At 43.1% G+C, this 26,320-nt stretch carries 26 protein-coding genes; 5 read left to right on the top strand and 21 right to left on the bottom strand.

Annotation, left to right across the window (positions count from 1 at the left end):
* Positions 1–86: 86 nt before the first annotated feature.
* Both F824_RS0105035 and F824_RS0105030 read right to left on the bottom strand, forming a co-directional pair.
* Positions 87–725, bottom strand: coding sequence for an alpha/beta hydrolase (locus tag F824_RS0105035; protein WP_019596773.1), 639 nt, complete (start codon positions 723–725; stop codon positions 87–89).
* A complete protein-coding gene (locus tag F824_RS0105030; RefSeq protein WP_019596772.1) occupies positions 725–1,207 on the bottom strand; it encodes a cytidine deaminase in 483 nt (160 codons plus the stop codon). Before F824_RS0105030 ends, F824_RS0105035 begins: the two co-directional genes overlap by 1 nt.
* A gap of 138 nt (positions 1,208–1,345) precedes the next feature.
* Here F824_RS0105030 and F824_RS0105020 point away from each other — a divergent pair, with 138 nt between their 5' ends.
* A complete protein-coding gene (locus F824_RS0105020) occupies positions 1,346–2,680 on the top strand; it encodes a saccharopine dehydrogenase family protein (RefSeq protein WP_019596770.1) in 1,335 nt (444 codons plus the stop codon).
* A 333-nt stretch (positions 2,681–3,013) separates the two neighbouring features.
* Here the strand turns inward: F824_RS0105020 and F824_RS0105010 are convergent, their stop codons facing one another.
* From F824_RS0105010 to aroQ, 8 genes are all read right to left on the bottom strand, one after another.
* Positions 3,014–4,078, bottom strand: coding sequence for a DUF4249 domain-containing protein (locus F824_RS0105010; RefSeq protein ID WP_051107542.1), 1,065 nt, complete (start codon positions 4,076–4,078; stop codon positions 3,014–3,016).
* A 5-nt stretch (positions 4,079–4,083) separates the two neighbouring features.
* Positions 4,084–6,483 (bottom strand): TonB-dependent receptor, encoded by a 2,400-nt coding sequence (locus F824_RS0105005; RefSeq protein ID WP_019596767.1) that lies wholly within the window; start codon positions 6,481–6,483, stop codon positions 4,084–4,086.
* A 9-nt stretch (positions 6,484–6,492) separates the two neighbouring features.
* Positions 6,493–7,959, bottom strand: a complete 1,467-nt coding sequence (locus F824_RS0105000; RefSeq protein ID WP_019596766.1) for an IPT/TIG domain-containing protein — start codon at positions 7,957–7,959, stop codon at positions 6,493–6,495.
* 93 nt (positions 7,960–8,052) lie between these two features.
* Positions 8,053–8,772: a tRNA1(Val) (adenine(37)-N6)-methyltransferase gene (locus tag F824_RS0104995; protein ID WP_019596765.1), complete on the bottom strand. Its 720-nt coding sequence runs from the start codon at positions 8,770–8,772 to the stop codon at positions 8,053–8,055.
* A gap of 121 nt (positions 8,773–8,893) precedes the next feature.
* On the bottom strand, positions 8,894–9,361 hold the full coding sequence (gene rnhA, locus F824_RS0104990; RefSeq protein ID WP_019596764.1) for a ribonuclease HI: 468 nt from the start codon (positions 9,359–9,361) through the stop codon (positions 8,894–8,896).
* 94 nt (positions 9,362–9,455) lie between these two features.
* Positions 9,456–10,037 carry a MarC family protein gene (locus F824_RS0104985; RefSeq protein WP_019596763.1) on the bottom strand — a complete coding sequence of 194 codons (582 nt, stop codon included), beginning with the start codon at positions 10,035–10,037 and terminating at the stop codon, positions 9,456–9,458.
* Between the two features lie 154 nt (positions 10,038–10,191).
* Complete coding sequence (locus F824_RS0104975; protein WP_019596761.1) at positions 10,192–11,247, bottom strand: aminotransferase class V-fold PLP-dependent enzyme; 1,056 nt, start codon at positions 11,245–11,247, stop codon at positions 10,192–10,194.
* A 9-nt stretch (positions 11,248–11,256) separates the two neighbouring features.
* Complete coding sequence (gene aroQ / locus F824_RS0104970; RefSeq protein ID WP_019596760.1) at positions 11,257–11,676, bottom strand: type II 3-dehydroquinate dehydratase; 420 nt, start codon at positions 11,674–11,676, stop codon at positions 11,257–11,259.
* Positions 11,677–11,895: 219 nt separating this feature from the next.
* Here aroQ and xerD point away from each other — a divergent pair, with 219 nt between their 5' ends.
* Positions 11,896–12,801 (top strand): site-specific tyrosine recombinase XerD, encoded by a 906-nt coding sequence (xerD, locus tag F824_RS0104965; RefSeq protein ID WP_026333506.1) that lies wholly within the window; start codon positions 11,896–11,898, stop codon positions 12,799–12,801.
* A 117-nt stretch (positions 12,802–12,918) separates the two neighbouring features.
* Here xerD and F824_RS0104960 read toward each other — a convergent pair whose 3' ends face one another.
* Positions 12,919–14,214, bottom strand: a complete 1,296-nt coding sequence (locus F824_RS0104960) for a UDP-N-acetylmuramoyl-tripeptide--D-alanyl-D-alanine ligase (protein WP_026333505.1) — start codon at positions 14,212–14,214, stop codon at positions 12,919–12,921.
* 96 nt (positions 14,215–14,310) lie between these two features.
* Between F824_RS0104960 and F824_RS0104955 the strand changes: the two genes are divergently transcribed.
* Positions 14,311–16,431, top strand: coding sequence for a T9SS type A sorting domain-containing protein (locus F824_RS0104955; RefSeq protein ID WP_019596757.1), 2,121 nt, complete (start codon positions 14,311–14,313; stop codon positions 16,429–16,431).
* Between the two features lie 16 nt (positions 16,432–16,447).
* On the opposite strand, the gene panB is transcribed toward F824_RS0104955, so the two are convergent.
* The 6 genes from panB to F824_RS0104925 all read right to left on the bottom strand — a co-directional run bounded on the left by panB (position 16,448) and on the right by F824_RS0104925 (position 21,300).
* The gene (gene panB / locus F824_RS0104950; protein ID WP_019596756.1) at positions 16,448–17,269 is read right to left on the bottom strand and encodes a 3-methyl-2-oxobutanoate hydroxymethyltransferase; all 822 of its coding nucleotides are present in this window, start codon (positions 17,267–17,269) and stop codon (positions 16,448–16,450) included.
* An 8-nt stretch (positions 17,270–17,277) separates the two neighbouring features.
* Entirely contained in the window at positions 17,278–17,781 is a 504-nt protein-coding gene (locus F824_RS0104945) for a phosphoribosyltransferase family protein (protein ID WP_019596755.1), read from the bottom strand.
* Positions 17,782–17,931: 150 nt separating this feature from the next.
* Entirely contained in the window at positions 17,932–18,855 is a 924-nt protein-coding gene (rsgA, locus tag F824_RS0104940) for a ribosome small subunit-dependent GTPase A (protein ID WP_019596754.1), read from the bottom strand.
* On the bottom strand, positions 18,852–20,099 hold the full coding sequence (locus F824_RS0104935; protein WP_033405115.1) for a 3-deoxy-D-manno-octulosonic acid transferase: 1,248 nt from the start codon (positions 20,097–20,099) through the stop codon (positions 18,852–18,854). Before F824_RS0104935 ends, rsgA begins: the two co-directional genes overlap by 4 nt.
* Before the next feature lie 115 nt (positions 20,100–20,214).
* Positions 20,215–20,844 carry a peroxiredoxin gene (locus tag F824_RS0104930; protein WP_019596752.1) on the bottom strand — a complete coding sequence of 210 codons (630 nt, stop codon included), beginning with the start codon at positions 20,842–20,844 and terminating at the stop codon, positions 20,215–20,217.
* A 27-nt stretch (positions 20,845–20,871) separates the two neighbouring features.
* Positions 20,872–21,300, bottom strand: coding sequence for a Fur family transcriptional regulator (locus tag F824_RS0104925; RefSeq protein ID WP_019596751.1), 429 nt, complete (start codon positions 21,298–21,300; stop codon positions 20,872–20,874).
* 312 nt (positions 21,301–21,612) lie between these two features.
* On the opposite strand from F824_RS0104925, the gene F824_RS0104920 reads away from it, so the two are divergent.
* The gene (locus F824_RS0104920; RefSeq protein ID WP_019596750.1) at positions 21,613–22,098 is read left to right on the top strand and encodes a low molecular weight protein-tyrosine-phosphatase; all 486 of its coding nucleotides are present in this window, start codon (positions 21,613–21,615) and stop codon (positions 22,096–22,098) included.
* Positions 22,099–22,177: 79 nt separating this feature from the next.
* Here the strand turns inward: F824_RS0104920 and F824_RS0104915 are convergent, their stop codons facing one another.
* Entirely contained in the window at positions 22,178–23,443 is a 1,266-nt protein-coding gene (locus tag F824_RS0104915; protein WP_019596749.1) for an aspartate kinase, read from the bottom strand.
* Positions 23,444–23,500: 57 nt separating this feature from the next.
* Here F824_RS0104915 and fbp point away from each other — a divergent pair, with 57 nt between their 5' ends.
* Entirely contained in the window at positions 23,501–24,541 is a 1,041-nt protein-coding gene (fbp, locus tag F824_RS0104910; protein ID WP_019596748.1) for a class 1 fructose-bisphosphatase, read from the top strand.
* Between the two features lie 52 nt (positions 24,542–24,593).
* Here the strand turns inward: fbp and F824_RS0104905 are convergent, their stop codons facing one another.
* From F824_RS0104905 to yihA, 3 genes are all read right to left on the bottom strand, one after another.
* Positions 24,594–24,899: a hypothetical protein gene (locus tag F824_RS0104905; RefSeq protein WP_031326954.1), complete on the bottom strand. Its 306-nt coding sequence runs from the start codon at positions 24,897–24,899 to the stop codon at positions 24,594–24,596.
* A 109-nt stretch (positions 24,900–25,008) separates the two neighbouring features.
* Positions 25,009–25,467, bottom strand: coding sequence for a DUF5606 family protein (locus tag F824_RS0104900; RefSeq protein WP_019596746.1), 459 nt, complete (start codon positions 25,465–25,467; stop codon positions 25,009–25,011).
* A 58-nt stretch (positions 25,468–25,525) separates the two neighbouring features.
* Positions 25,526–26,134, bottom strand: coding sequence for a ribosome biogenesis GTP-binding protein YihA/YsxC (yihA, locus tag F824_RS0104895; protein WP_019596745.1), 609 nt, complete (start codon positions 26,132–26,134; stop codon positions 25,526–25,528).
* Positions 26,135–26,320: the final 186 nt, after the last annotated feature.

The raw sequence follows: 26,320 nt of genomic DNA, 5'->3' as shown, positions 1-26,320 counted from the left end.
TGGTGAAGGCTAAAATTTTATGAAAATTAACACACTAGTGGTTAAGATCAAACAATTATTTAAGGATCAAGCCATCCTTTTTACTTCTATTGAAAGATTTCTTGCAATAAAGGGAGGTAAAGTTCATGCCCCCCTGGATATGTATGCTGCTTGACGGTCACATCAAGATTTTTTATCAGTGCTTCCTGATTTTTCAGGCTCTCCGGCGTCATAAACTCATCTGAGGAACCAATGGCAATATGCATTTGGGTATCCTTGAGCTTTTGCCCAACCTCACTGACGATCAAATCATGTGCAAACCCGCCGCCCCAAAGTACAAGTGTGTCTATCGGAAAGGAAAGTTGACCGACCCAACGGGTGGCAGTGGCTGCTCCCTGGGAAAAACCCAAGACCTTGATCAATGGCCGACTTTGGTATTTTTCCAAGATCGATTCCAAAAGGGTGTTGAGATATTGATGATTGTTGGAAATGGCAATTTCCCGCTCGTGGCTGGTCATCCAGTTGGCACCGACCCTTCCGGAAAATCCTTCCAAATAACCATAATTCGTGGCTTCAGGAGCAATGATCAAGCGATCTTCCCGGAATAAGGGCTCAAATTTTCTCAAAAAGAATGCCGCCAATTGTCCGTAACCGTGAAGGACAATCCATATTTCCTTCTCTTGCCTATTGATCGTATGAGAAGTTTGAAACTGGGCTATATGCTGATATTTTATATTGATCTTCATTAACTGTTTAGGTCGTTAAATCTGAAGGGAAGCAATTGATCTATTCCTGAGGCTTTCAGAATTTCCCCTTGGGGATTGAGCATCAGGATTTCTATGGGATGCCCAAATTTCACTTCATATTCATTGATGGTCTGCCGACAAAGTCCGCATGGGGTTACCGTGGCGACTTCTTGGTCTGCCCTCCTTTTGGCCACGATCGCTATTTTAAGGGGCCGTTGGTCTGGATGATTTCCAAGCGCGTAACTCAATACAATTCTCTCTGCGCAAACGCCCACAGGAAACGAAACATTTTCCTGGTTGTTTGCCACAAATATTTCTCCATTTTCGAGCAAGAGCGCTGCTCCCACCAAAAAATCTGAATACGGTGCATGGGCTTTTTCCAAGATCCCTCTTGCTTTTTCTATCAATAAGGTATCTGTTTCTGTCCATTCCTCCGGCGAAAAAACTTCCAAGGACACTTTAAATTCTATTCTTTTTGTCATGATTTTACTTTAAAAAAGGGTTTGAATTAACAAAAAATAATCGGCATTTGTTCTTTCCCTACAATATTTTGAGATGAATTTTTTCCCCTCAACCTTTTTTCACATCTTCGGATTCTATAATTAATTTTTGGAAAGCCCATGAAAACCATCTTGATTTTAGGTGCCGGAAAATCCTCCACATACCTGATCGATTATCTTTTGGAGAGTGCACATTCCAAAAACAGAAAATTGATCATCGCAGATCTCTCAAAAGAAATCGCTGAGAAAAAAATCAAAAACCATCCAAATGCCAGGGCAGAACCTATTATTTTGGAACAGGAAAATTCCCGGAAAGACCTTATTGGTCAATCCGATGTGGTCATTTCCATGTTGCCTGCATTTCTACACCCGATCATTGCCAAGGATTGCCTTGCAATGGGAAAGCATTTTTTTTCTGCTTCTTATGAATCGGAAGAGTTGCGTCAATTGGAGCCTGAAATCAAAGCAAAAAACCTGCTCTTTCTCAATGAATGCGGACTCGATCCCGGGATTGATCACATGTCTGCGATGAAAATCATTGAATCCGAAAAAGCCAAGGGGCATGAAATCATTGGCTTCAAATCCTATACCGGGGGATTGCTTTCCCCGGAATCAGAGGACAATCCCTGGAAATACAAATTCACCTGGAATCCCCGAAATGTGGTCTTGGCGGGACAAGGTACATCAAGATTTATCAGAAATGGCAGGTACAAATACATCCCCTACCACATGCTTTTCAGACGGTTGGAGAACATCCATTTTGAGGGTTTAGGGGATTTTGAGGGCTACCCCAACAGGGATTCTTTGAGCTATCGCAAAATCTATGGACTGGACAATATCCCAACCCTGCTCAGGGGCACATTGAGAAGGGCTGGTTTTTGCCAAAGTTGGGATGTATTCGTGCAACTGGGCATGACAGATGATTCTTTCCAGATGGATTTGCCTGAGGGATTTACTTACCGGATGTTTATCAATTCCTTTCTGCCCTTTCATGAAGATCAAAAAGCGGAAGCAAAGCTCAAAGATTTGCTCCCTTGGATCAATGATGAAATCATGGATAAAATCAAATGGCTTGGATTCTTCAGCAACTACATTCTCCCAAAAACAAAGGGAAGTCCCGCAGCAATATTACAGGAAATCCTTGAAGAAAGGTGGACGCTCAATCCCGAGGACAAGGACATGATCGTGATGCAACATCAGTTTGAGGTCAAAACACCTTCAGGCATGAAAAAAATCACTTCCAGTCTTGTTTGCAAAGGCCAAAACCAAGAATACACTGCAATGGCCAAAACCGTCGGCTTACCCTTGGCAATAGCCGTCGATTTGTTTCTGGAAGGCAAAATCGATATCCGCGGATTGAAAATCCCCATAATCCCTCAGATTTATTCCCCGATTCTTGAAGCTTTGGAATCGGAAGGGATAATTTTCGAAGATAAAGAAGAACAAATTGGCTAATCCACAGTTTTTAATTGTTCCGTTTTTTTATGGAAAACTAACCCAAAAATCTGAGTTTGTTCCTCAGTCTTCCTTAAACCCATTTTATGTACTATCAATTCTATTCCGACCTGAGATTGCTTAATAATCAGTCGATTGTTTATTATTTTTGACTTCACCCTATTGGACTATAAATAATTATCCAAATAGTCTGATTTTCTTGTAGGTACAGTCCTATTAGGAAGCCTGGTGCATCTTTCGCGTTGAAAAACTAAATATTCCTGCTGTTTGCAATAACTATTGCCCCCAACTCAGGGTGAGTCCTGAATTGGGGGCAAATGCATTTTCGGTGAGTCAGTTTGGGTTCCAATCCGAAGGGATAGCTGTATCCGCTCCAGGAAAGATCCTGCAGTCATCTGGAATGATGCTTGGCGTCTGCAAAAGTTTCTGATCCAAGTTCGTTCTTTTTATATAAATCTGCTTGGTATCGATGTCCGCCGCTATGAAATATCCAAGGACTACTTCGTCTGGATCAGCCAAATTGATCATGTTGCCCCGGATATTTGCAGGGGGTTGATCAAAAACACTTCCGGTGATGCTCAGTTGCTGTTCTATCAATTTCAAAAAGCGATATGCATTGTCAGAAATCGCCATCTGCTGCACCTCCGCCCGATAGGTATCTTTGAATCTCAATCCATCATCCTCAATGAAAGTCACCTGTTTCCGTGTGGAAAGTCCATTGAAATCCACATCTGTACCGATGGCAAAGTTTTGGACCCTACGTTGCTCCTGATAGTAACATATCGCACAACAGTCCTTCGGGGCAGCCCCCCTTGGATTGGTCGGGTGATTGGGCGACAAGGTAAAAAGTTCTGGGTTTGCGACCACCACGAAAGTGGCAGGCCCTGTTCTCCAGTAATAAAAATTGCTTTCGTCACCTGGATCCTTAAAATGCGCGGTAAGCTGCACTCCAGAACGATCCAAAAGCCTGCTGTCGGTAGCGACACTCACAGACCTGTAACTCACGGAATCCATCTTCGGCACGGCTTTCACAAGCTCGGGCAAAGAGGAATAGGATTGACCGTTCGACAAGTCGATTTGAAGCGTATAAGACATGCCCACTTTCGCCCTAAAGTTGGCCGGTGTTTCATAAACTCCTTGGGAAGTTTCCGTCAAAAAGGAAACCAAGCCCTCGCTATCCCTTACGGCTACGGTTGCTTGCACGACTGGTCTTATCAAACCCTCAAACGCGCTACCGTAAGTATCCGTCCTTGTGAGCTTGATACTATGGGGCCCGGGATCTGTGGTGATATAACCTTCCACGGTCAGGTATCTTTCTCCATCGGGTGCATTGACATTATAGGGATCTATACAGGCCAATGGCAGCAACAGCAACAGAAATACAAGTCGTCTCAACATTGGCATCAGAATTTAAGGGAATAACTAAGGGTAGGAAGTGGCACGCCCAAGATGGCCAATCGAAATGCCTGTGGCGGAGATCCTACCTGATCGGCAAAGAACAACGAGAATGGATTCTTGCGCCCGTAGACGTTCATAACAGCAAAAGTCCAGTCTCCATCATAAAATTTTCCCTTTCCCTTGAATTTGAAATTCATGGAAAGATCCAAACGGTGAAAATCGGGAATACGCTGAAGATTTCGATTATTGAAATAGGCCAGTGAATTCCCGGCAAAATCAAACTTGGCCTCCGGAAACGTGACGGGTCTACCGGTACTGTAGCCAAATGTTGCAGAAAGCGAAATCAAGGCACTCAATTTATAATTCCCAATCAGTGTCAAATCATGGGGTTTGTCAAAGTTAGAGGGGAACCAATCTCCTCCATTGATATTTTCTTCCTCAAATGGGGAAATGACCCTCCTCAAGCTCCTGGAATACGTATAACTGATCCAGCCCGTGGTCCTGCCGAGATTTTTCTTGACAAATAGCTCCAGACCATAGGCTTTTCCCTGGCCGGGGATCACTTCTGTTTCAAGGTTGTTTTGAAGGATGAGGTTTGCACCATCTTTGTATTCCACAATATTCTGAATATCCTTGTAATACACCTCAACGGAGGTTTCAAAGATGTTTCCCCTGAAATTCTTGTAGATCCCTAGAGAAATTTGATCTACGATTTGTGGGGCCAGAAACTGATCGCTGAGCTTCCATATATCCGTCGGCGCAATGGTCGCAGTGTTGGAAATCAGATGGATAAATTGGTACATTTTGTTATACCCCAGCTTTATGGAAGTTTTGGGATCAAGGGAATACCTCAAGGATGCCCGCGGGCCGAAACCATCGTAGCTTTGTATTTTTTCTCCCTCCGCATAATTCTTTTCTCCTATAACATTGGCTGGGGAAATGGGGAGATTTTCGGCATACTCCTTTACAGCCCTTTGGCCCAAATACTGGTAATTGTCATACCTCAGACCATAGGAAACTCCTATCTTTTCTCCAAACTCCAAATCATGTTGAAAAAATACTCCCGACTCCTGACCATATTCAGACTGTACTTTTTTTGGCAAAAGGCCTGAATCTGTGGAAGCATTGGGAATCAACTCACCCGGGTTTATGGTCAATTTTTTGGTGTCCGCCCCGATATTGAATTTATTTTTATCGCTGAATTGGTAGGCGAATTTCACTTTGAGACCGGTGTCCTTTATTCCCGAGATCAGGTCAAAATCGTTGGTCCCAGATGCATTGAAGATCGAGTAATCATACACGGTATGGTAGCCAAGAATATCAATCGCGGTTTTTTCCGAAAAGGAACCCTCATATTTCAGTGAATGGCTCTGGTTCTTCCATGAAATTGTCGTGTCAGAAGCCAAAGCAAAATCATCATAACTGTTGTAGAAACTGTAGGTGACATTGTTTTTTTCATTGATTTCCCCGTAAACAATTCCATTTGCATCATAAAAATTTGCCTGACTGGTCCTTAAGTCAGGGTTATTGAGGGATTTAAGGAGCCAGTTGATATAAGAGCCTCTAAGACCCATCTGCGCAGAAATCCGATCCTTTACAATAGGACCGTTTAAGGAGAGTTTTCCGGAAAAATTTCCAGCCATCAGATCTCCTCCCCATTTGGTGAGACTTCCTGACTTTGGCACGATATCCAAGATAGAGGAACCCCTCCCACCAAATTCGGCAGGAATCACTGCCTTGTACAGCGTAACATTGTTGACAATATCAGGGTTGAAGGCGGTAAACAAGCCAAAAAGATGCGTAGGATTATAAATGGGTGCTCCTGCAAAAAGGATCAGGTTTTGATCCGATCCCCCTCCCCTGACATTGAGTCCTGCGGAAGCTTCCCCCACCTGACTCACTCCCGGCAAGGTGGCCATTGACCGGATGATATCGACTTCACCCAAAAACGGGGGCAATTCCCTGATCGTATTCATGTTGAGGGTAATGGCTCCCATCTCAGTGCTCCGGATGTTTTTTTCAGGATCACTCCCAAATATCACCACATCGTCAAGTTCAAAATCTTCTTGAATCATCCTGATGCTGATCCTTCCTTCCCCTACTGCTACGAAAGGATATTTAACGGTTTCGTACCCTACATATCTCACCTCCAAGTTGTACTCGGCACGGTCAAGTTCCAATAAAAAATTACCATTGGTATTGGTGATCTCTGTTTTGTTGAGTTCTTTCACCGTGACAGATGCACCAACCAAAGCTTCTCCGGTAATCTGATCGGTCACTCTTCCTGAAATCTTAATGCCTTTTAATTCTCCGATGTCTCGGCCAATTATATTTTTTTGTTGCGCGAATACAGTTCCGGATAGGATAAAACCGAACAATAATAACAGAAGTATATTTTTCTTCATACAAAATCTTTAAAAGCCATTGGGGTCAAATGACCACAATTCCATTGGTGTGGAAAGTTGTATTTCCGGACTACGAAGGATATAAATCAAACCGTTGTCGGCAAACACGCCAGCATTTCTGGCTATAGGGGATCCCGAAAAATTATTCTTTTTCACCCAATTCAGGTTTGTCATGTTCAATTCCCACAATTCCAAAGATCTGTTTGTCATCCCAACATAAACCCTGTCACCGATGGCTAAACCAAATCCTGCACCAGCACCAAATTCACCTGGATAAGTACCGACAACCCCCCAAAAACCTGATAACGCATCAAATGCCACCAATTCCCTGTTTTCGGGATTGATGAAATACTGTTTGTTTTGAAAATTGAAATTGATGATGGAGGAGTTGATGGAGAATGGTGCATTTTGGATTCTTGCCCATAACCCCGTTGATTTTTGATACCTGTGTGCCTCAAAAGGAAATCCAACATCACCCCCTACCACATACAGATAATCCCCTATCTCAAAAGCAACCGAATTGATTCGATCAAAAGGCAAATCGGGAAGCTTTTTGTAAACCCCATCTGTCACTTGCCAAAAATCCCTTGCCGCCAAATAGGGCGCACGGCCCAAGACATAGGAACCACCACCAAAAAACTGACCGCTGGAAAAAGACATCATCAAAGGTCTTCCGGGAAATCCAGTGTTTTCCCAGGCCGCAGTCATGGGGCTATATTTCCAAATATTCTGATTCAAGTTTAGCCCTCTATCCGATCCAAGGCCGACAAAAAATTGATTGCCTTGTTGGAAATAAATATTGTCCAAAAGCCGGAGGGCTTCGGGGAAATTGGACAGCTTGGTGTATTTACCAACAGTGTATTCAAAGGGTGTAATCATGGGCATTTCTTTTCCTTGACTCACCACCTTCACCGCCACTACCGCCCGACCTGCAATGGGAGGAACCCTCACCGTGATTCTGGATTCGAATGAAATGTCCAGAATTTCGGCCGGAACGTCCCCAAAAAAAACCTTGGAGTCGGCAGTGAAATTTTTCCCAAACACATTGACGATCAACCCACCCGTTCCATTGTTTGGTGAAAATTGAAAGGCCTCGGGACTTAGGGTCTGAAGGGCGATGGTATTTCCAAACTGAAGGCTTCCGTTTAATGCAATGAAAGATTTACCATAATAAGTCTTTTCGATATTCAGCTCCCCTGTTTCCCCAATAAACCGACCGGGCCGCTCTCTTTCCCCCAAGGAGACAATAATGGGATTGGAAAATGCTTCATTGTCGGCGATATAAAAACCATGATCGCTGGCATTGATGTTTTCGGTGGTGATAATCCTTGCCAAAAGACGGACCCTTTCTCCACTGACATATAAGATGTCCTCCGTCACCAAAGATGGAGAGACGTCGATATCTTCTTCACAGGAGGAAAAAATACAAATCACTGACATGAACAGTGCAAAGAAACCAATATTACCTATTTTCATTTACCCAAGCCTTAATGAAGGTCATAAAAATACGCTAATCTTGGATTTAAAAAAATTTTTGAAAGAAACCAGTACTAAAACTCCCTGTTTACGCTAAAAAATCAAAAGAAACTCCCTTAACAAATCCCTATACCTTTTTGAAAATTCCCCGTCCTCGTCCTTGATCAATAGATCCTGAATTGAACGTTCTTTTTTTTGAAAGGAAAATTCTTGGATGATCCTCAGAATTTTTTTCCCCGGCCGATCACTCAGATGATATGCGGCACCGGGAAAGAGCTCAAAAAATGCGGCGATCGATTCCAAGTCCTGCATTTGTCTTTGGGGTAAAATGACCCAAAAAACGCCCTCCGGAGACAATAATTTCACCACCCCTTTGATCAAATCCCCAAAGGAAAGACCCACATCATGAAGTGCCATATTCCGTTTGTCATCCGAAGTTTGGAGATGATTGGGGAAATAAGGCGGATTGGAAACGATAAGGTCAAATTTTCCTACAAATTCCCGGGAAAATTCCTGAAAAGAGACCTCATGAAAATTTACGCTTTCCTTCCATGGACTGGAAACCGCATTTTCACATGCTTGCAAATACGCATCTTTGTCCAGCTCCACACCCAAAAGAGAACATTCGGGGAATCGCTGTACCAGCATCAGAGAAACAACTCCAGTACCCACTCCTATTTCCAAAATGGATTTTGGGTCTTCCTTCCCAGTACCCGCCAATGCCCCCAAAACCACCGCGTCCGTACTCACCTTCATCGCACATCGGTCTTGATGAATGGTGAATTGCTTGAATTTAAAGTAGGTGTTTGACATAGTGTCTTGCTGGGAATTTATAATATTTTGGCTTTGGTTTTTTATTGTCGAGGTGAAGTCAGAAAAATATCAGAAAGTCCGGAAGTATAATTCACTTGAAAGATACTGATCGTCTTTCTTTTCAAAAAATCCCGCCGTTTTTCTCCCTTTCATAAGCCTCATCAGCCGGTAGGTTTCTGCGCAAGGCGGCTTCAACCGCAAGTTCATCACACCTTTCATTGAGCAGATGTCCGGCATGTCCTTTTACCCAAACAAACTTCGGCTTGTATTTCAAATGAAGCGGGATATAGATTTTCCATAGATCCACGTTCTTTTTGTCCTTGAACCCGGTTTTTTGCCACTTCCAGATCCATCCTTTTTCAACGGCATCCACCACGTATTTACTGTCAGAATAAACAGTCACAGGTATCCCCTCCACTTTCAGTTCTTGAAGCCCCTTGATGACAGCCATCAGCTCCATCCTGTTGTTTGTCGTCAGCCGAAAACCTTCGGAAAGTTCTTTTCGATGTTGGTTGTAGAGCAAAATAGTCCCATAACCTCCCGGTCCTGGATTCCCTTTGGCCGCTCCATCTGTATAAATCTTAATCATGGTACAAAGAAAAGAAGATCATGGGAAAACTCTCCAACAAGCGGATATTTTCCCATGATCTTCGATTTATTAAATTTTAAATACCCAAACAGAATTAAATCATCTCCCCGGAAAAAAGCGCTCCCTTAAAGATCTTGATGGCTATGGAAAGGAGAATAATGCCAAAAATCCTGCGCAACACATCCAAACCGGTTTTGCCCAATTTTCTTTCCAGCCAGTTGGTACTTTTCAAAACCCCGTAAACGATCACCAAGTTGATCACAATGCCAACAGCAATATTGGCTTGGGTATATTCTGATTTTAGGGTCAAAATAGTCGTCAAGGTGCCTGCACCTGCGATAAGTGGAAAGGCGATCGGGACGATGGATGCTCCGCTGGATGCTTCTGGATCAGGTTTGAAAAGTTCGATTCCCAAAATCATTTCAGCGCCCAAGGCAAAAATGATCAGCGCACCGGCAATGGCAAAATCTTCCACACCGATCCCAAAGAGATTAAGAATGGATTTTCCCACCAGAAGAAAAAGAATCATCAAGAATCCCGCTGCCAGTGTTGCTTTTTCGGATTGGATATGGCCAACTTTCTTCCTCAAATTGACCACTATGGGGATGGATCCCAAGATATCAATGACGGAAAACAGGATCAAGGTGACAGACAAAATTTGCTTTAAATCGAACATTTCCTAAAATTTTGCACAAAGGTAAATCTAATCTTTGGCAAAATCCATTTTTACAGATTAATATTCTTTTGGGAGACTACCAAAAAAAATCCTTCCCCAAAACCAAAGAATTTGGATTCGGGGAAGGACAGGTCAGCAAATCCTAAGCTACTGATCAATAATTCTTGAGAAAGGAAATCAACTTGTCAAATTCGGCATCGGTAATGGCCGGGAAATTGGCAATCCTGAAGCTGGTCGGCTTCAAAGCTCCATAACCACTCCCCATCTGCATGCCTTCCTTTTCTGCTGCTTTTTTCACTTCTGTAATAAACTCCTGTTTTCCCGAAACCCCCATCACCGTGGAGCTTCTCGTCTCCGCATTTTGGATCAACATTCTCAATTTGGGACTGCGGGCAATGGTGGTTTCCAAAATCCTCATCCGTTCTTTTATCAACTTGTCCACATGCTGGATTTCAGGCATATCCTTCAGTACCCTGTACAGCAGGTAAATCCCAAGAACATTGGGGGTATAATGTGTCTGGAAGTTTTCGGCATTTTCCAACATAAAGCTCAGGCTGTTGTACCGACCGGACTCTCCCTTTTCTTTCACCTTGGCGATCGCCTTCGGAGAAAGAATCAGAATCCCAAGACCCGCGGGTAGCCCGAAACACTTCTGGACCGATGCATACCAGATGTCCGCCAAAGAAAAATCAAGCTCAATTCCAGCCATGGAGGAGGTTGTGTCCACAGCGATCATTTTCTCTGGATATTTGTCGGCTATCGCAGCAATCAACTCATTTTTGACCTGAGTCGCATTGGAAGTTTCGTTTTGGGTAATGGCAATCAAGTCGAAATCTGCGGAGATATCCAAGCCTTCCACGTCTATTTCCTGCTCGGGATCAAGCTTTAAAGCTGCCGATTTGGGTGTGATGTGTTGGGCATAATCAAACCATTTTTTTCCAAATGAGCCTGAAAAAATATGATAACTCGCCGCCTGTACGATCGACTGGTTGATGATTTCCCAGTTCTCGGTGGCACTGGAAGTAAACAGCAATTTATAGTCTGCCGGTACATGAAGTTTTTCCTTGAGCAGGTTCTCTGTTTCCTGGTAGAGATTCATAAATGCCGCACTTCTGTGGTTGGCACTTAAAATGCCTTCAGAATAGGCTTCCTGCATGTACTTGGGAAGGGAATCATAGACCTTGGAAGGTCCCGGAGCAAATGTCAACATAGGTTTAAATTAAACTGGTAGAAAATAAGAAATCCCCAAGGCATAGCCCTTCAAACCAAGACCGGAAATCATCCCGACACATTCTTTGGAAATGATGCTTTTGTGTCGAAACTCTTCCCTTTTATAAATATTGGAGATGTGGACTTCAAGTGTGGGTGTAGGCACACCGGCGATCGCATCCGAAATGGCAACGGAAGTGTGGGTATAGCCTCCCGCATTCAGCAAAATGGCGTCAAAACTGAATCCTACCGCATGGATTTTGTCGATAAGTTCTCCTTCTATGTTACTTTGAAAATAGTGGAGGTCCACATTGGGGAATTGGCCTTTCAAGGATTCAAAATATTCTTCAAATGAAGTGGTGCCATAAATTTCAGGCTCTCTTTTTCCCAGAAGATTGAGATTGGGACCATTGATAATGATGATTTTCAAAACAAAATTTTGTTAGTGGTGGCTTGAATAAATATTCGATATAAAGTTAAGGAATGCATTTGAAATTGCCTTCCCAAAATTGGCTTCTGACTGAAACTTCCCCAGAAATTTACAATGCCAAAACAAGCCTCCAGCGAAAAGGGCTTTTCGAGAAAATTTGATCCTGATATTAAAATCCCTCCTGTTCGGTTCTCCGATTCCATCGCTTATCTTTACCGGATGGCCAGTCAATGGGGAAATTCCATCAAAAAATTCCAGCATTACCTCAGGATCGAGCGTTCCCTGAGCAAAAACTCCATTTTGGCGTACTTGCAGGATATGGAAAAACTCAGCCGTTTTATGGAAAACAGTTTTCCAGAGGTCCGGCCTGAGGAGGTAAAACTCCAACACCTTCGATATTTTGTCAACGGGATAGCTGAATTGGAAATATCAGAATATTCCCAAGCGAGGATCATTTCCGGAATCAAAGCCTTCTATAAATACTTGATGTTTGAGGACCTGATCCATGAAGATCCTGCCCAGCTTCTGGAAGCACCCAAACTTGGCCGTAAACTGCCCGACACGCTCAGCTTTCAGGAAATCTCCCAGATCCTGGACAATGTCCAGACAGGTGTCGGCGAAGGGCAGCGCAACCGTGCCATCCTGGAAGTCCTCTACAGCAGTGGCCTGAGGGTTTCTGAGCTGGTGGATTTAAAAATCGGAAACATCTACGCAGACATCGGATTTATCCGGGTCATCGGCAAAGGCAACAAGGAAAGACTGGTCCCGATCGGATCGGATGCGCTCAAGTACCTAAAAATCTACATCGAAGACTCGAGGCAGCATCCCGATCCCGCAAAAGGCCATGAACAGTTTGTTTTCCTCAACAGAAGGGGAAAAAAACTCAGCCGTGTCATGATATTCCTGATGATCAAAAAACAAGTCGCAGAGGTTGGCATGAACAAAAACGTAAGTCCACATACATTTCGACATAGTTTTGCCACGCATTTGATCGAAGGTGGGGCAGATCTGAGGGCCGTACAGGAAATGTTGGGACATGAAAGCATCACCACAACAGAGATCTACACGCATCTGGACAGGGATTACTTGAGACAAGTGCTGGTCGAGTTTCACCCGAGAAAATAAATTTTAAAGAAACCCAAAACACCAAATCTACAGAAGCTCAAAAAGCAACAAAGAGATATGCTGCTTTTTGAGCTTCTGAATTCATGTGGAAAACCAGTGAAGACGATTTTTCAAACACTAAATAAAATTCACAAGACCTTCCAATTTCATCCCCCTACTGCCCTTAATCAAAATCAGGTAATCCTCGAATTTGGAATCCTCCAGCCAATTCCGAAGAGAAAATGGATCTGGAAAATACAGCGATTTTGGTGCTTTTGACAAAGCGGCCTGGGTAAGATTCCCCGTAAAACACACCTTGTCAAAATCATATTGACAGACCCATTCACCCAATTTTTGGTGTTCGGCTTCGGCACTTTCCCCCAATTCAAACATGTCTCCCAGGATGACCATTTTGTGTTTTCTCCCGGTCATTTCCCCAAAAGCTTTGATCGCCACTTCCATGCTGGATGGGTTGGCATTGTAAGCATCCAAAATAATCAAATTGCTGCGTTTTTCGATCAATTGAGAACGCATGTTGGACGGATGGTAACCTAGGATTCCCTCCACGGCTTTTTCCATCGGCACACCAAAATATTTCCCGACGGTCAAGGCGGTAGCAATGTTTCCAAAATTATAAGCGCCGATCAAGGCGGATTGGTAGACTATCGGATCATTTTCAACCTTGAACTTGACAAAGGGGTCCGCCCCTTCAAAACTTACCTGACAAAAATCGTCCGCTCCCGGGTACAAAACAGGGGAATCAAACCGTTTGGCCATATTTGAAAGCATTGGGTCTTGGGTATTGATAAATACGGTCCCTTTCGTTTCTCTTAAAAATTGAAAAAGCTCTGTTTTCGTCTTCAAAACACCTTCTATGCCCCCCATTCCTTCCAAATGTGCACGACCAATATTTGTGATAAAACCATGTGTAGGCTCGGCAATATCACAGAGTTCCTTGATATCCCCTGGCTTGTTTGCCCCCATTTCAATGATGGCGATTTCCGCATCCCTTCCGATGGAAAGCAAGGTCAAGGGTACGCCAATGTGGTTATTGAGATTTCCAACGGTCGCAACGGTCTTGAATTTTTGCTTCAAAACCGCCTGAATAAGTTCTTTGGAAGTAGTCTTTCCATTGCTTCCCGTCAGGCCTATGATTGGGATATCCAGCTGTTTCCGATGGTGATTTGCCAATTTCTGCAAGGAGGTCAACACATCCTCAACCAAGAAATAACGGGTATCACCTGCAGGAATCACCCTCTCTTCATCCACGACCACCAAGGCTGCACCGGCTTCTAATGCTTGGGGTGCAAAATCGTTTGCATTGAAACTGGGCCCCTTCAAGGCAAAAAACAGGTTTCCTTTTTCGATCTTTCTTGTGTCGGAACTGACTCCTGTGGAAGAAATAAAATGGGAATAGAGTGCGGTGATGTCCATGGAATATTTTTCTTGAAAGGCCAAAATTAAAGGAATACAAAACATCTTATAACAAATTCTAACGTTTAATTTTAAGAATTCATTTGAAACAAACCCATGAAGCATTTCCTTGTCCTGATTTTTTTGATTCTCCCAACATTCGCTTTTTCCCAAACCGCATTCGAACTTGATCAACAAGTCAAGGTGACCGTAGCCGAAAAATCCTTGCTGATGCCTTTTGCAGGGGGAATTAACGCTTCCCAGTTTCAGGAAATGGATGTAGACAATGATGGAGTCGAGGAATTGATTGCTTGGGACATCAACACCAGAAGGGTTTCTGTATTCAAGATTGTCGAAGATGAAATTACCTTTTTGCCGGAGATGAGTTACTATTTCCCCTCGGATGTCAATGGATTTCTGGTTCTGGCAGACTTCGACGGGGATGGCAAAAAGGACCTTTTCACCAGTAGCACCTTGGGGATCAAAGCCTATCGCAACAGTACTCCCACAAACGGGAAATTTCCGGTGTGGGAATTGGCCCAGAATTTTCTTCGATTGGACAATGGCTCCAATTTACAGGCAAACAACTTGGATATCCCCATCATCATGGATTTGGACGGTGACGGAGATCTGGATATTGCCACGTTCAATTTTGCTTCCGGGGATTTTTTGGAATTTTATCTCAACACCAGCGTGGAAAGAAAAGGAGTTGCGGACATTGACGGCTTTGCTTTTCCGGAAACCCGTTGGGGAAAATTTGAATTCTGTGGTTGCGGAAGCTTTAGCTTTGGCATCACTTGCTCAGGTTTGCCAATCTCCAGAGCAATGGATTTTCCAGAGAATCAAAGGATCCAGCATTCTGGGGGACATTCTATTCTGTATTCAGATTTTGACGGGGATGGCATCAGGGACCTCTTGATGGGTCAGGACCAATGCAACACTTTGTATTTTTTGGTCAACAAAGGAACAAATGCCCAACCTTTGTTCGATGAATTTTCGACTGAATTGCCCGGATTGGGACCTTTGCCGGAATTCCCAATATTCCACACCTCCTATTTATTCCAAAACCAATTGTTGATCAGCAGCAATTCCTCAGCAGTCGCTGCACAATATCAAACTGACTTTGCCAACTCGATTTACCAGTTCAGTTTGGGCGAAAACACATCCCTGATCAGCACTGCTTTCTTACAAAAAGAAATGTTGGATATGGGTGAAAATTCCAGACCTTTTTTCAGGGGAAACAGCAGCAATGGCGAAATGATTGTCACCGCCAACAGCCTTAAAAATGGGAAAATTGTGGGAAAAGCTTCCCTTTTCAAGGTGGAAAATGAAAACTGGAGTCTACAGGAAAGCGACTATTTAGGGCTTTCAAACCTTGGATTGACAGATCTCCAATACCAAGAATTTGTCAATTCCAAAAACCAGAATACTTCATGGTTTGCAGGGACTGACACCCTCAATTTTGCCCTGGTCAAAAAACTGTTTGTGATCAACAAGGAGAATCTTGCCGAATCAAAGGAGGTGACCATTCCCGTGACTGGCATCCGACCGATGGATCATTTTGAGTTTTTCTCCTATCAAAAAAAGGATTATCTGCTTTTGGCGAAACAAACCGGCGAACTGGTTCTATTCGATGTGGATTTTGCACCCGACATCACCATCCGACTCAATCAAAGGGATTTTCTTGGTTTTTCTGACAATCCTGCTTCAAGAAACCTGAACGTTCACCTCATCTCAGGGGCATTGCCTTCCCTGTATGTGGTCGACCAAAGAGGTGTTTTGGCCTATCTTGAAAACTTCATGAACAGCAATGTGAGGGAATCCATTTCATTAAGATTGTTGGACAACCAAACAGGACAGAGCAGATTGAGCAGAAATTCATGGATTGCCCATATCCCAAAACCCTTTGGAGAAAATTTTGACCTTGTGATAGGGAATAATGGGGCTGGACTTCAGTATTTAAAAAGTATTTCCAGCGAACAAATCCCTTCTGAGAATGATTTTTTAGTGAAGGTTTTCCCCAATCCCAGTACTGGCCCTTTCAAAATTATTTCTTCCCAGGTGACCAATGCAAGGTTGATTACAAGCATTGGTCAGGTGATTTGGGAAAATGGCGAAATAAAGGCAAACATTGAAATGGAAATCGATGCTTCAATACTTTCCCCGGGACTTTACATTCTTCAGTTGGTGAATGAAAAAGGGCAAAGTGTCAGCAAAAAAATCATCATCAAAGACTAAGCCCTGAAATTCGGGCTCAATAACTTTCCGATTCATTGGGGAAATCCCTTGACTTCACATCCTTGATATAATGTTCGACCGCTCCAAGCATGGTGGTCCTTAGGTCCGCATATTGTCTGAGGAAGCGGGGCTTGAATTCTTGGGTGATGCCCAGCATGTCATGCACCACAAGCACCTGTCCATCCACATCTCCTCCAGCACCGATGCCGATCACGGGGATCGTTACCGTTTCTGCTACTTTTTTGGCCAGCTTGGCCGGGATTTTTTCCAATACGATGGCAAAGCATCCACAGCTTTCCAGCAACTTTGCGTCTTCCAGCAATTTGTTGGCTTCTTCTTCTTCCTTGGCCCTTACGGTGTAGGTTCCAAATTTATATATGGATTGTGGCGTGAGGCCCAAATGTCCCATGACCGGCACTCCTGCACTCAATATTCTGATGACAGATTCTTTGATTTCCGAACCTCCTTCAACCTTCACGGCATGTGCACCAGACTCTTTCATGATCCTGATAGTTGAACGCAAGGCCTCAGAGCTATTGCCTTGATAGGAACCAAAAGGAATATCCACAACCACAAATGCCCTCTTCACGGCTCGAACTACGGCAGATGCATGATAGATCATTTGGTCCAAGGTAATGGGCAAGGTGGTTTCATGACCAGCCATTACGTTGGAAGCTGAATCTCCTACAAGGATGATGTCCACTCCCGCTTCATCCACGATTCCCGCCATGGAATAATCGTAGGCGGTCAGCATGGATATTTTTTCCCCCCTCGATTTCATTTCCTGAAGGATATGGGTAGTGATTCTTTTGATATTGGAGGATTGGTGTACGGACATTTCAAAAATCAGTGTAGGTGAACGGAAAATTGATCAGAAGAGAGATCAACGGTGATGTGCTCGCTTAAAGTGGTGGACAACTCAAGACCAGCATAATCCGGGGTAACCGGGAAGAGCTTGTGGCTTCTGTTGACCAAAACGGCGATTTCAATTTTTTTAATGGGGGATTCCAAAAATGGCTTGAGTGAATACGCCAGGGTTTTGCCGGTATTGAGCACGTCATCAACAAGGATAAGGCATTTGTCGTCAAAAGAAATTTCGTCGGATAGGCTGACTTTGCCTTGGACAACCGCATCTTTTTCCAACAGAATCTCGACAACCTTTACATTTAGCGGGGAAATTTCCCTGAGTTTTTCTGCCAGCAATCCTGCCAAAATATAGCCCATACCTGAAATCCCAGCAAAAATCACCCCTTGTTCGGCAACATTTCGCTCATAGATTTCAAAAGCCATTCTGGTGATTTTCTGCTGAATCTGCCTGTGGTTCAGCACCAAGGTCATTGTTTCGCTCATGCTTCTCTGCTTAAAGGTAATAAGGAACGAAAATTAAAGTAAATAAGGATTGATTCAAAGGTTTGGAGAAGAAAGTTCCAGTTTGACGAAATCCACGCTATACTTTGAATATAAATTGACTCAAATCCATTCCTGAACATGACAACCTCCTTACCGATGAGAATCCTCCTCAGTCAAAATATTGATGTAACTGTCATATCGATAGGGATGGATATACCCTTCCTCTAACTTCTCCAACACGACACAACCGGGTTCATTGAGGTGGCGGCAATCATTGTATTTACATTGGCCTAAATATTTTCTCATTTCCACAAAATAATGGGACAAAACATTATCATCAATATCCAAAATCCCGAATTCCTTGATCCCAGGTGTGTCAATCAAATATCCACCCCCTTCGAGCGCAAACATTTCCGCAAAAGTCGTCGTGTGTACACCTTTTGCACTGAATTTTGATATCTCCTTGGTTTGTTGCTGGGCTTCAGGAATGAGTTTGTTCAGCAAGGTAGATTTCCCGACGCCAGAATGTCCGGAAAGCAGTGTGGTTTTCCCCTTCAGAAGAGAGAGAAATTTTTCCTTTAGGTCACCTTCATTCAATGCGGAAATCTCCAACACCGGATAACCCAATGGTTCATAAATCTCCCGGATATCCTGAAGGTATTCTTTGTCCTTTTCCTTATGGATCAAATCTGTTTTGTTCACCACGATGGTCGCGGGAATCCTAAAACTTTCAGTGCTGACCAAAAACCGATCGATAAATCCCAGGGATGTCCTTGGGTTATTCAAGGTCACCATCAAAAAAGCCTGATCGATGTTCGAGGCAATGATATGCGAAAAATGGTTCTTTCGCGTAGACTTTCTGATAATGTAATTCTCCCTGAGGTGGATTTCATCAATTGTCCAAGTTGGTTGATCTGCTTCCTTTTTGATCTCCACATAATCCCCAACGGCAATGGGATTGGTGAGCTTCAGGTCGTCTTGCTTGAACTTTCCCCTTAACCGGCATTTCAACAATTCGTCTCCTGCCTTCACGATATACCAACTTCCGGTGGATTTGATGACCCTTCCCTTCATGATTTTTTTATTTGATCCATAACTGATTGGATAATTTTTGCAGCGCTTCCGAGATTTCCCGAAACCAGTTTCTCTGCAGAAGAACATGCTTTTTGATACACTTCCGGGTCTTCCAATTCACCCATGATTTCCTCAAATTCCTTTTCGGTGGACACGGAAAAACCACAGCCCTGGTTTTTGCTGATTTCAGCTTCCGGAAATTTAGTCACTTTTTGGAGATTCCCGAAAACCACCGGTATGCCATAGGCTAAAGGCTCCAATATATTGTGCAATCCCTTTCCAAATGCTCCACCAATATAAGCTATGCGGGCATACTGATAAAGCGAGGAAAGCATTCCAATATTGTCAATAAAAAGCACGTCGGCGCTCTGGTTTTTGCCGATTTCCGAATATTTGATGGATTTTCTCACGATTCTCTTCTGCCATTTTTCGATTGCCTGGACATTGATGTCATGGGGAGCGACGATGTAGCAATACTCAGAATGTGTATTGATAAATGGAAGAATCAAATCCATGTCTTCCTCCCAAGCGGAGCCTACCACCAAGACGGGTTTTCCTGCCACAAAGGACTTTATTTCCGGAAAACTCTTTGGGTGTTGGCTGATCTGCTTCACCCGATCATATCGGGTATCCCCAGTCAAGGTCGTGCAGCCAATCCCGACGCCTTCCAACAAATCGATCGTTTCTCTGTTCTGTGTAAAAATATGTGCAAAGGACTCCAATATTTTCCTGAAAAACCCCCCATAAACCTTGAAATAAATCTGATCCGCACGCATGGAGGCAGAAATCAAAAAGAGCGGGATCTTCATTTTTTTCGCTGTTAAAATATGGTTTGCCCAAAGGTCATATTTCACAAAAAAAGCAAGTGCGGGCTGAAGAATCCCCAAAAACATTTTCGCATTGCGCGGCGTGTCTATCGGCAGGTAGGTGATGAAATCCACATCTGATTGGCTTTTATTGGACACGTGATCAAATCCAGAGGGGCTAAAAAAACTGACTACAACTCCATATTCGGGCATTTTTCTTTTCAATTCCGCGATTACCGGCCTTGCTTGCTCATATTCCCCCAAAGAGGCGACATGAAACCAAGCAATCGGGGCAGTAAAGTTTTTCCTGAATTCGGCAAGCTTCCCAAACAGGTTTTCCCTACCGTCCACCAATTTCCCCAACTTGGAATTGGTCCCTGTGGCTATTTTTGCCAAGGTGGAAAAAAGATGGGTGGAAAAATCATAAATTGGCTTCATCGGAGCAAAAATAGGCAATACAGTCCATAAAGATTCCATTTCAACCACCGATCTTCCCAAAAAGCAAAAAACCCTGACCGAGGCCAGGGTTTTGATTCTTAATTTAAAGCTTGTATCAATTTTTGCTCAAATAAGCGGCAACACCTTCTTTGGTTGCACTCATTGCCTCTTTTCCATCTTCCCAGTTGGCTGGACAAACCTCACCAAATTTCTCCACGTGGTGAAGGGCATCTACCAAACGGATCATTTCGTCGATGTTTCTTCCCAATGGAAGATCATTGATGGTTTCTTGTCTTACAACACCATTTTTGTCGATCAAGAAAGTACCTCTATAAGCCACAGGAGCTCCTTCGAAAGTCAATTCTCCATCTTCTGAATAATTCCATTCGCCAGCCAAAACGCCAAAGTTGTGGGCAACTGTCTTCGCGCCATCGGCTACGATTGGGTAAGTAACACCCATGATACCGCCTTGTTCTTTTGGAAGGTTCAACCAAGCCAAATGTGATTCTTCAGAATCCGTAGATGCAGCCACAACAGCTACGCCTCTTTTTTCAAATTCACCCAATTTCTCTTGGAAAGCCAAAATTTCAGTTGGACAAACGAAAGTAAAATCCTTTGGATAGAAGAAGAAAACAACGTCTTTTTTTCCAAGGTATTGATCCAAAGAAAAATTCTCAACGATTTCTTCTCCATTGATTACCGCTGGAACAGAAAATAAGGGTGCTTTTTTTCCTACTAATGACATAATATTATTGTTTTTGTTTATAAAGTTCTAATTGAAGATTTCCGGTTTTTTAAATCCTTTGAAAACCACCGAAATCTCATCCACCTGAAAACCCGCTATGGGATGGGATTGAATGAATTCATTCAGCAATTTTTCCAATTCTACATTTCGGTAATCTCTGATTTCATGGGATTCCATACAATAAAGATGGCTATGGGCCTCCACGATGGCATCAAAACGCATCAAACCATTCTGATCCATGAATTTCTGGATGATCCCGGCTTGTACAAAGCTATCCAGTGTTTTGTAGACCGTGCCCAATGAAACTGTGGGGTTGGCTAACTTTATTTGATCAAAAACCAACTCTGCCGTAGGATGTTCTTCGGCATTGTAAAGCGCATTGTAGATCACCATCCGCTGGTGGGTGAATTTTAATCCACTTTGTGTTACTTTATTTTTGACAAATTCCAGATTCATTGAATAATTTCTAATAGATAACCATTATCATTTGCGAATTGTTACACAAAGGTATCCTTTATTGACATAATCACAAAATTTATCCCAAATAATATTTTGTGTGTTTTGTGTTTTTGGGGTTTTACCCTTATAAATACGGGGGTATTGAAAGGTTATATCCTTATATTGAACAGCATGTCAGATTATTAAGAATAATATTTCGTAAATAATTTTCTTTTTTATTCCGATAAGATTGCCAACTTTGAGTGGGGTTGTTAAAATTTATTTAACTTGGTCTTTACTTCAATTAATAAATAGCAATCAGTCTTTTTTATGATCAAAGTATTATTCGTGTGTTTGGGCAACATCTGCAGGTCTCCCTTGGCTGAAGCTATTTTCAATCACAAGTTAAAAGCACAGAATCTTATCGATAAATTTTCCAGTGACAGTTGCGGAACCTCTGATTACCACATTGGTGAGTTGCCGGACGAGCGAACCCTGAAGTGCGCCAAAAGAAACAATATCCCCATCGACCATCGGGGGAGACAGATCCACAGGGTGGATATTCGTGAATTTCAATATATCATTGCGATGGACGATTCCAACAAATCCAACATTCAAGAACAAATCAAACAATCCGGACTCAAGCACAAAAAGGTGTTCTTGATGCGGGAATTCCAATCGGATCCTGATCACATCGATGTGCCGGACCCCTATTATGGAAATGAGGATGGATTTGACTTGGTTTACAACATACTGGACGATTCCATCAACAGCCTTCTTGAACATTTGAAATCCGAACATAAAATTTTCGTCTGAGCCGGATTCACCTTATATTTTTTAAGATTCCGGAAAGCTCACTTGACCAAGCCAACTGAACCAATCGCTCCGACTGCAATCAGGGCTTATGGACAAATTGAAAGGTGGATCTTGTCACTTGTTCCAACAATGCTTCCTTCCCTTTTAGGAGTGCTTCCACCAAATCTGCATTTTGGTTTTTTACAGTAATCAGTTGAAGGGCATCATTGTATTTCACCGAAAAGTCATTTTGGAGTGTGGAAATGAGTTGATCCAAGGCAAACATTTCCATATCAATGACGATGGAAATACTGATGGCGGATACCTGCAACATGTTCACCTTCAATTTGAGCTTCTTCAGGACTTCATACACCCGATGAATGTGGGATTCTGCTATGAAAGTGAAATCCGTCACTCTAAAACTCACCAGAATCTGATTGTCCTTGACCACGGTGCAAGGGATGTGCATCGGCTCTGAAACCTGACAGATCTTGGTGCCGACAGCTTCTGGTGATAAAAATGACTTCACATATAGAGGAATGGACAGGTTTGCCAGCGGTTTGATTGTTTTGGGATGGATCACGGAGGCTCCGTAAAATGCCAACTCTGCAGCTTCCCGATAATCCAACTCCTCAAACTTGACCGTGTCGGGAAACCGTTTTGGATCGGCATTTCGGACACCATCCACATCTTTCCAAATGGTGACTGATTGTGCATTCAGGCAAAAAGCAAGGATCGCGGCAGTAAAGTCCGAGCCTTCCCTTCCCAAAGTAGTCGTTTTGCCTTTCGGATCCGCACCGATAAAACCTTGGGTAACGACAGGATACTGCTCCAATTTGGATCCCAAATGTTTCAGACAAAGGTTTTTCGTTTTGTCCCAATCCACCTCTACAAAACGGTAATTGCTATTGGTCGAGATGATTTCACGGGCATCCTGCCAAATACAGAATATCCCCTTGAAACAAAGATATTCCTGCAAAATCCGAGAAGAGAGCAATTCCCCATAGGAAACAATCTGATCATAATAGGCATCATAATTCTCCTGCGTAAGCGGCTTGTCCAGATCCCTGTCCATTTGCATAAAAAGATTTTCGATGATCGAGAAAATCATGCTTTCCGGAGGGAATATTTCTCGGCAAATGCCCAAATGAAAATCCTTTATTTTTGCACTATTCGAAGATGTCAAATCCCCATTTAATTTCAATCTCAAAATCTCTTCCAAACCATTCGTCGTCTTTCCCATCGCCGAAATAACGATGAGAGTACGATTTCGCAATCGATTGAATAAAATATTGAATAGGTTTTCGATGGATTTCGCATCTTTTACAGATGCACCCCCAAATTTGAACACAATTGTTTTTGACATCAAAATATTAATTGTAATTTTCCACTATTAAACTCAAAAATTGTATTTTTAAAAGACATGAAAATCAAGCCCTACACTCCAGACAATTCCACTTTAGCCTATTCTGTAGGCGTAACCCTGGACAGATTTATTAAGAAGAAACAGGATGATTTCCCTTTTGCTTCGGGAGAACTTTCCCAACTGCTCAGGGACATTGCCTTGGCGACAAAGATAGTAAATCGGGAAACCAATCGTGCCGGTCTTTCCAATATTGGAGGGGCCTTTGGCCAAACCAATGTTCAGGGAGAAGAGCAGCAAAAACTGGATGTGATCGCCAACATTCGCTTTACACGAGCATTGACCAAAGGAGGCGAAGTCTGCGCAGTGGTCTCTGAGGAAGACGATGAAGTGATCGACCTTCAAAACAGCTCCGGAAAATACGTGATCGCAATCGATCCACTGGATGGATCTTCAAATATTGATGTCAATATCTCAATTGGGACCATTTTTTCAATTTACCGCAGGGTAACACCCACTGGAAGCCCTATCCAACCGGAGGACATCATGCAACCCGGAAACCAGCAAGTGGCTGCTGGATATGTGCTTTATGGTTCTTCCACCATGTTGGTGTACACCACAGGCAACGGTGTGAATGGATTTACCTACGAGCAATCCCTTGGAGAATTTTTCCTTTCCCATCCCGATATCTGCGCTCCAAAAACCGGGAAAATCTACAGCATCAACGAAGGGTCCTACCATTCCTTTGAAGATGGGCTCAAATCTTACCTCGATCATTGCAAAAGAAAAGAATACAATGCCCGCTATATCGGCAGCTTGGTGGCGGATTTTCACAGGAATCTTCTGAAAGGCGGAATCTACATTTATCCCAAAACCAAAAAATCCCCAACCGGAAAACTCAGGCTGCTCTATGAGGCAAATGCACTCGCTTTTATCGCAGAGCAAGCTGGAGCAAGGGCAACTGACGGGAAAGATAGAATTTTGGACATCATTCCAAATTCCCTCCACCAAAGAACGCCTCTTTACATTGGATCCACCAAAATGGTAGTGGAGGCGGAATCTTTTTTGGAGGTGAAACAAGAAAGTATTCACGAAAAATAAACGGTTTTCCTACTCAAAACCAAAGGCTTTTGTGGGATTGATCCGGTGTCAATCAGCCTGCGGAATACCTTCTGCGGATTTCGATTTTCAACTTGTGTCGGGCGATGATGGCTCTTGCCAAATCGGAAGCCATTTCGTTGGGCTCACTTTCGTGCAGGATGTGTTTGAAGGTGTTCTCGCCCAAGTCTATTTTGTAACAAATTTGAAGCAAGCGCTCAAAATCCCTGTTGAGGAGATGCTGAAGCACGGGGGTAAATAAAATGATCAGCTGCTCCTCGGTCAGTTCGGATTGAACGGCCGGAAGGTCAAAATCCTTTTGAAGGAGCTGTATGGCTTCTTGCAGTAGGGAAGGTTCCATCAATTCTTGATTTTGAAAAATGCTCAAAACAAACGAAGCGGAAATTCACAATGAATTTCCGCTTCGTTTGTTAATTCAACCGTAAAGAAAGCTTAAATACCTAAGGGAATTAAGCCTCTTTTGAATCTTCCGAAGACTCAACGTTGGCATCTGCGCCCTCTTCAGCAACCACTTCCTCCAAGGATTCCGGAACCTGCTTTCTGATGATTTGGTACCAAGTGATCAATTTTTTGATATCGGAAGCATATACCCTGTCTTCGTCAAACTCAGGAAGGACATGCTTGAGGAATGCCTTCAGCTCATCCGCATCGGCAGTACCATCAACACCAAGATCTCCCTTAAATTCCTTTTCGATTTTTTTCATCACGTCTTCCAATGCGATGGCACCTTCTTCCGTCGTGGTATAGATGGAGATCTCGCTCAAAATGGAAACACGTTGACTGGCACCGACGACCAATTTACTTTTCTTTTCATCCAAAGCTTCGAGAATAACGCCGCTTCTGGTTGGTTTTAAGACTTTATACAATCCGGGCTTGCCGGATACTGTTGCTAATTCTTTAAATTTCATATGATCGTTTGCTTAAATCAGGCTGCAAAGATAGACTTTCAATGATAAAGCCCAAATCTTAGTTTGGTGTTGCGTAATATTCTTTCACTTGTTCCTCTATAAAAGAAACCACATCCTTCTTTCCATCGGCTGTTTCAGCGGAGGTAATGAAATAAAGTGGCGCTTCTTGGAAAATCGCTTCGGAGGCATTGAGGAATTTATCCACAGAGGCGTGTGTCTTGGTCTTGGACTGTTTGTCCGCCTTGGTAAAAATGATCACGACGGGAACCCCATTCTTTCCGCACCAAGTGAGAAATTCCAAATCAGGATTCTGGGGGTCCAACCTGCTGTCGATCAGCACAAATACAGCAACGAGATTTTCCCTGCTGGTCAAATAACTTTTGATCATTTTATCCCAATCGGCCTTCAGGGATTTGCTGACCTTAGCAAAGCCATAACCTGGCAAATCGACCATGTACCACTTCCCATCAATATCAAAATGATTGATCAGCTGTGTTTTTCCCGGGGTTCCGGAGATTTTTGCTAGTTTTTTGTTATTGGTGAGCATATTGATCAAAGAACTCTTGCCCACGTTGGAGCGGCCGATAAAGGCAAACTCTGGTTTATTGGGTGCAGGACATTTTTCATGGTCCGTGTTGCTGATTAAAAAGGTGGCAGTTTTGATCATTGTTTTTTAATTTAAACACAAATATAAGGCTTTCAGTCCAAAATCAACCAGCAGGAATCCAAATCCAGCCCTTTAACTTTGTTTTCAAGATTCAAAATGCTCTGGTTTCTCGTCCCAAATAGCCGTATTCTACCATTTCCCCCCCGCTGCATTGGAATATAGAAAGTGGATATATCCTTAACATTT

It is taken from the genome of Rhodonellum psychrophilum GCM71 = DSM 17998, assembly GCF_000381545.1.
In the GTDB taxonomy this organism is placed as follows: Bacteria; Bacteroidota; Bacteroidia; order Cytophagales; family Cyclobacteriaceae; genus Rhodonellum; species Rhodonellum psychrophilum.
Note: the sequence above shows the minus strand (reverse complement) of the source record. Positions and strands in the feature narration are given on the sequence as shown.

What these genes read in the sequence shown, in the direction of transcription:
- F824_RS0105020 (WP_019596770.1), top strand. Translation starts at nt 1,346, where the DNA reads ATGAAAACCATCTTGATTTTAGGTGCCGGAAAATCCTCCACATACCTG.
- F824_RS0105010 (WP_051107542.1), bottom strand. Translation starts at nt 4,078, where the DNA reads ATGTTGAGACGACTTGTATTTCTGTTGCTGTTGCTGCCATTGGCCTGT.
- panB (WP_019596756.1), bottom strand. Translation starts at nt 17,269, where the DNA reads ATGTCCGTACACCAATCCTCCAATATCAAAAGAATCACTACCCATATC.
- F824_RS0104920 (WP_019596750.1), top strand. Translation starts at nt 21,613, where the DNA reads ATGATCAAAGTATTATTCGTGTGTTTGGGCAACATCTGCAGGTCTCCC.
- F824_RS0104930 (WP_019596752.1), bottom strand. Translation starts at nt 20,844, where the DNA reads ATGTCATTAGTAGGAAAAAAAGCACCCTTATTTTCTGTTCCAGCGGTA.
- F824_RS0104995 (WP_019596765.1), bottom strand. Translation starts at nt 8,772, where the DNA reads ATGTCAAACACCTACTTTAAATTCAAGCAATTCACCATTCATCAAGAC.
- F824_RS0104985 (WP_019596763.1), bottom strand. Translation starts at nt 10,037, where the DNA reads ATGTTCGATTTAAAGCAAATTTTGTCTGTCACCTTGATCCTGTTTTCC.
- F824_RS0105035 (WP_019596773.1), bottom strand. Translation starts at nt 725, where the DNA reads ATGAAGATCAATATAAAATATCAGCATATAGCCCAGTTTCAAACTTCT.
- F824_RS0105005 (WP_019596767.1), bottom strand. Translation starts at nt 6,483, where the DNA reads ATGAAGAAAAATATACTTCTGTTATTATTGTTCGGTTTTATCCTATCC.
- F824_RS0104915 (WP_019596749.1), bottom strand. Translation starts at nt 23,443, where the DNA reads ATGTCAAAAACAATTGTGTTCAAATTTGGGGGTGCATCTGTAAAAGAT.
- F824_RS0104905 (WP_031326954.1), bottom strand. Translation starts at nt 24,899, where the DNA reads ATGGAACCTTCCCTACTGCAAGAAGCCATACAGCTCCTTCAAAAGGAT.
- F824_RS0104960 (WP_026333505.1), bottom strand. Translation starts at nt 14,214, where the DNA reads ATGGACATCACCGCACTCTATTCCCATTTTATTTCTTCCACAGGAGTC.
- F824_RS0104975 (WP_019596761.1), bottom strand. Translation starts at nt 11,247, where the DNA reads ATGTTGACATTTGCTCCGGGACCTTCCAAGGTCTATGATTCCCTTCCC.
- F824_RS0104935 (WP_033405115.1), bottom strand. Translation starts at nt 20,099, where the DNA reads ATGAAGCCAATTTATGATTTTTCCACCCATCTTTTTTCCACCTTGGCA.
- yihA (WP_019596745.1), bottom strand. Translation starts at nt 26,134, where the DNA reads ATGATCAAAACTGCCACCTTTTTAATCAGCAACACGGACCATGAAAAA.
- xerD (WP_026333506.1), top strand. Translation starts at nt 11,896, where the DNA reads ATGGCCAGTCAATGGGGAAATTCCATCAAAAAATTCCAGCATTACCTC.
- F824_RS0105030 (WP_019596772.1), bottom strand. Translation starts at nt 1,207, where the DNA reads ATGACAAAAAGAATAGAATTTAAAGTGTCCTTGGAAGTTTTTTCGCCG.
- rsgA (WP_019596754.1), bottom strand. Translation starts at nt 18,855, where the DNA reads ATGAAGGGAAGGGTCATCAAATCCACCGGAAGTTGGTATATCGTGAAG.
- F824_RS0104900 (WP_019596746.1), bottom strand. Translation starts at nt 25,467, where the DNA reads ATGAAATTTAAAGAATTAGCAACAGTATCCGGCAAGCCCGGATTGTAT.
- F824_RS0104925 (WP_019596751.1), bottom strand. Translation starts at nt 21,300, where the DNA reads ATGAATCTGGAATTTGTCAAAAATAAAGTAACACAAAGTGGATTAAAA.
- F824_RS0104945 (WP_019596755.1), bottom strand. Translation starts at nt 17,781, where the DNA reads ATGAGCGAAACAATGACCTTGGTGCTGAACCACAGGCAGATTCAGCAG.
- fbp (WP_019596748.1), top strand. Translation starts at nt 23,501, where the DNA reads ATGAAAATCAAGCCCTACACTCCAGACAATTCCACTTTAGCCTATTCT.
- rnhA (WP_019596764.1), bottom strand. Translation starts at nt 9,361, where the DNA reads ATGATTAAGATTTATACAGATGGAGCGGCCAAAGGGAATCCAGGACCG.
- F824_RS0104955 (WP_019596757.1), top strand. Translation starts at nt 14,311, where the DNA reads ATGAAGCATTTCCTTGTCCTGATTTTTTTGATTCTCCCAACATTCGCT.
- F824_RS0105000 (WP_019596766.1), bottom strand. Translation starts at nt 7,959, where the DNA reads ATGAAAATAGGTAATATTGGTTTCTTTGCACTGTTCATGTCAGTGATT.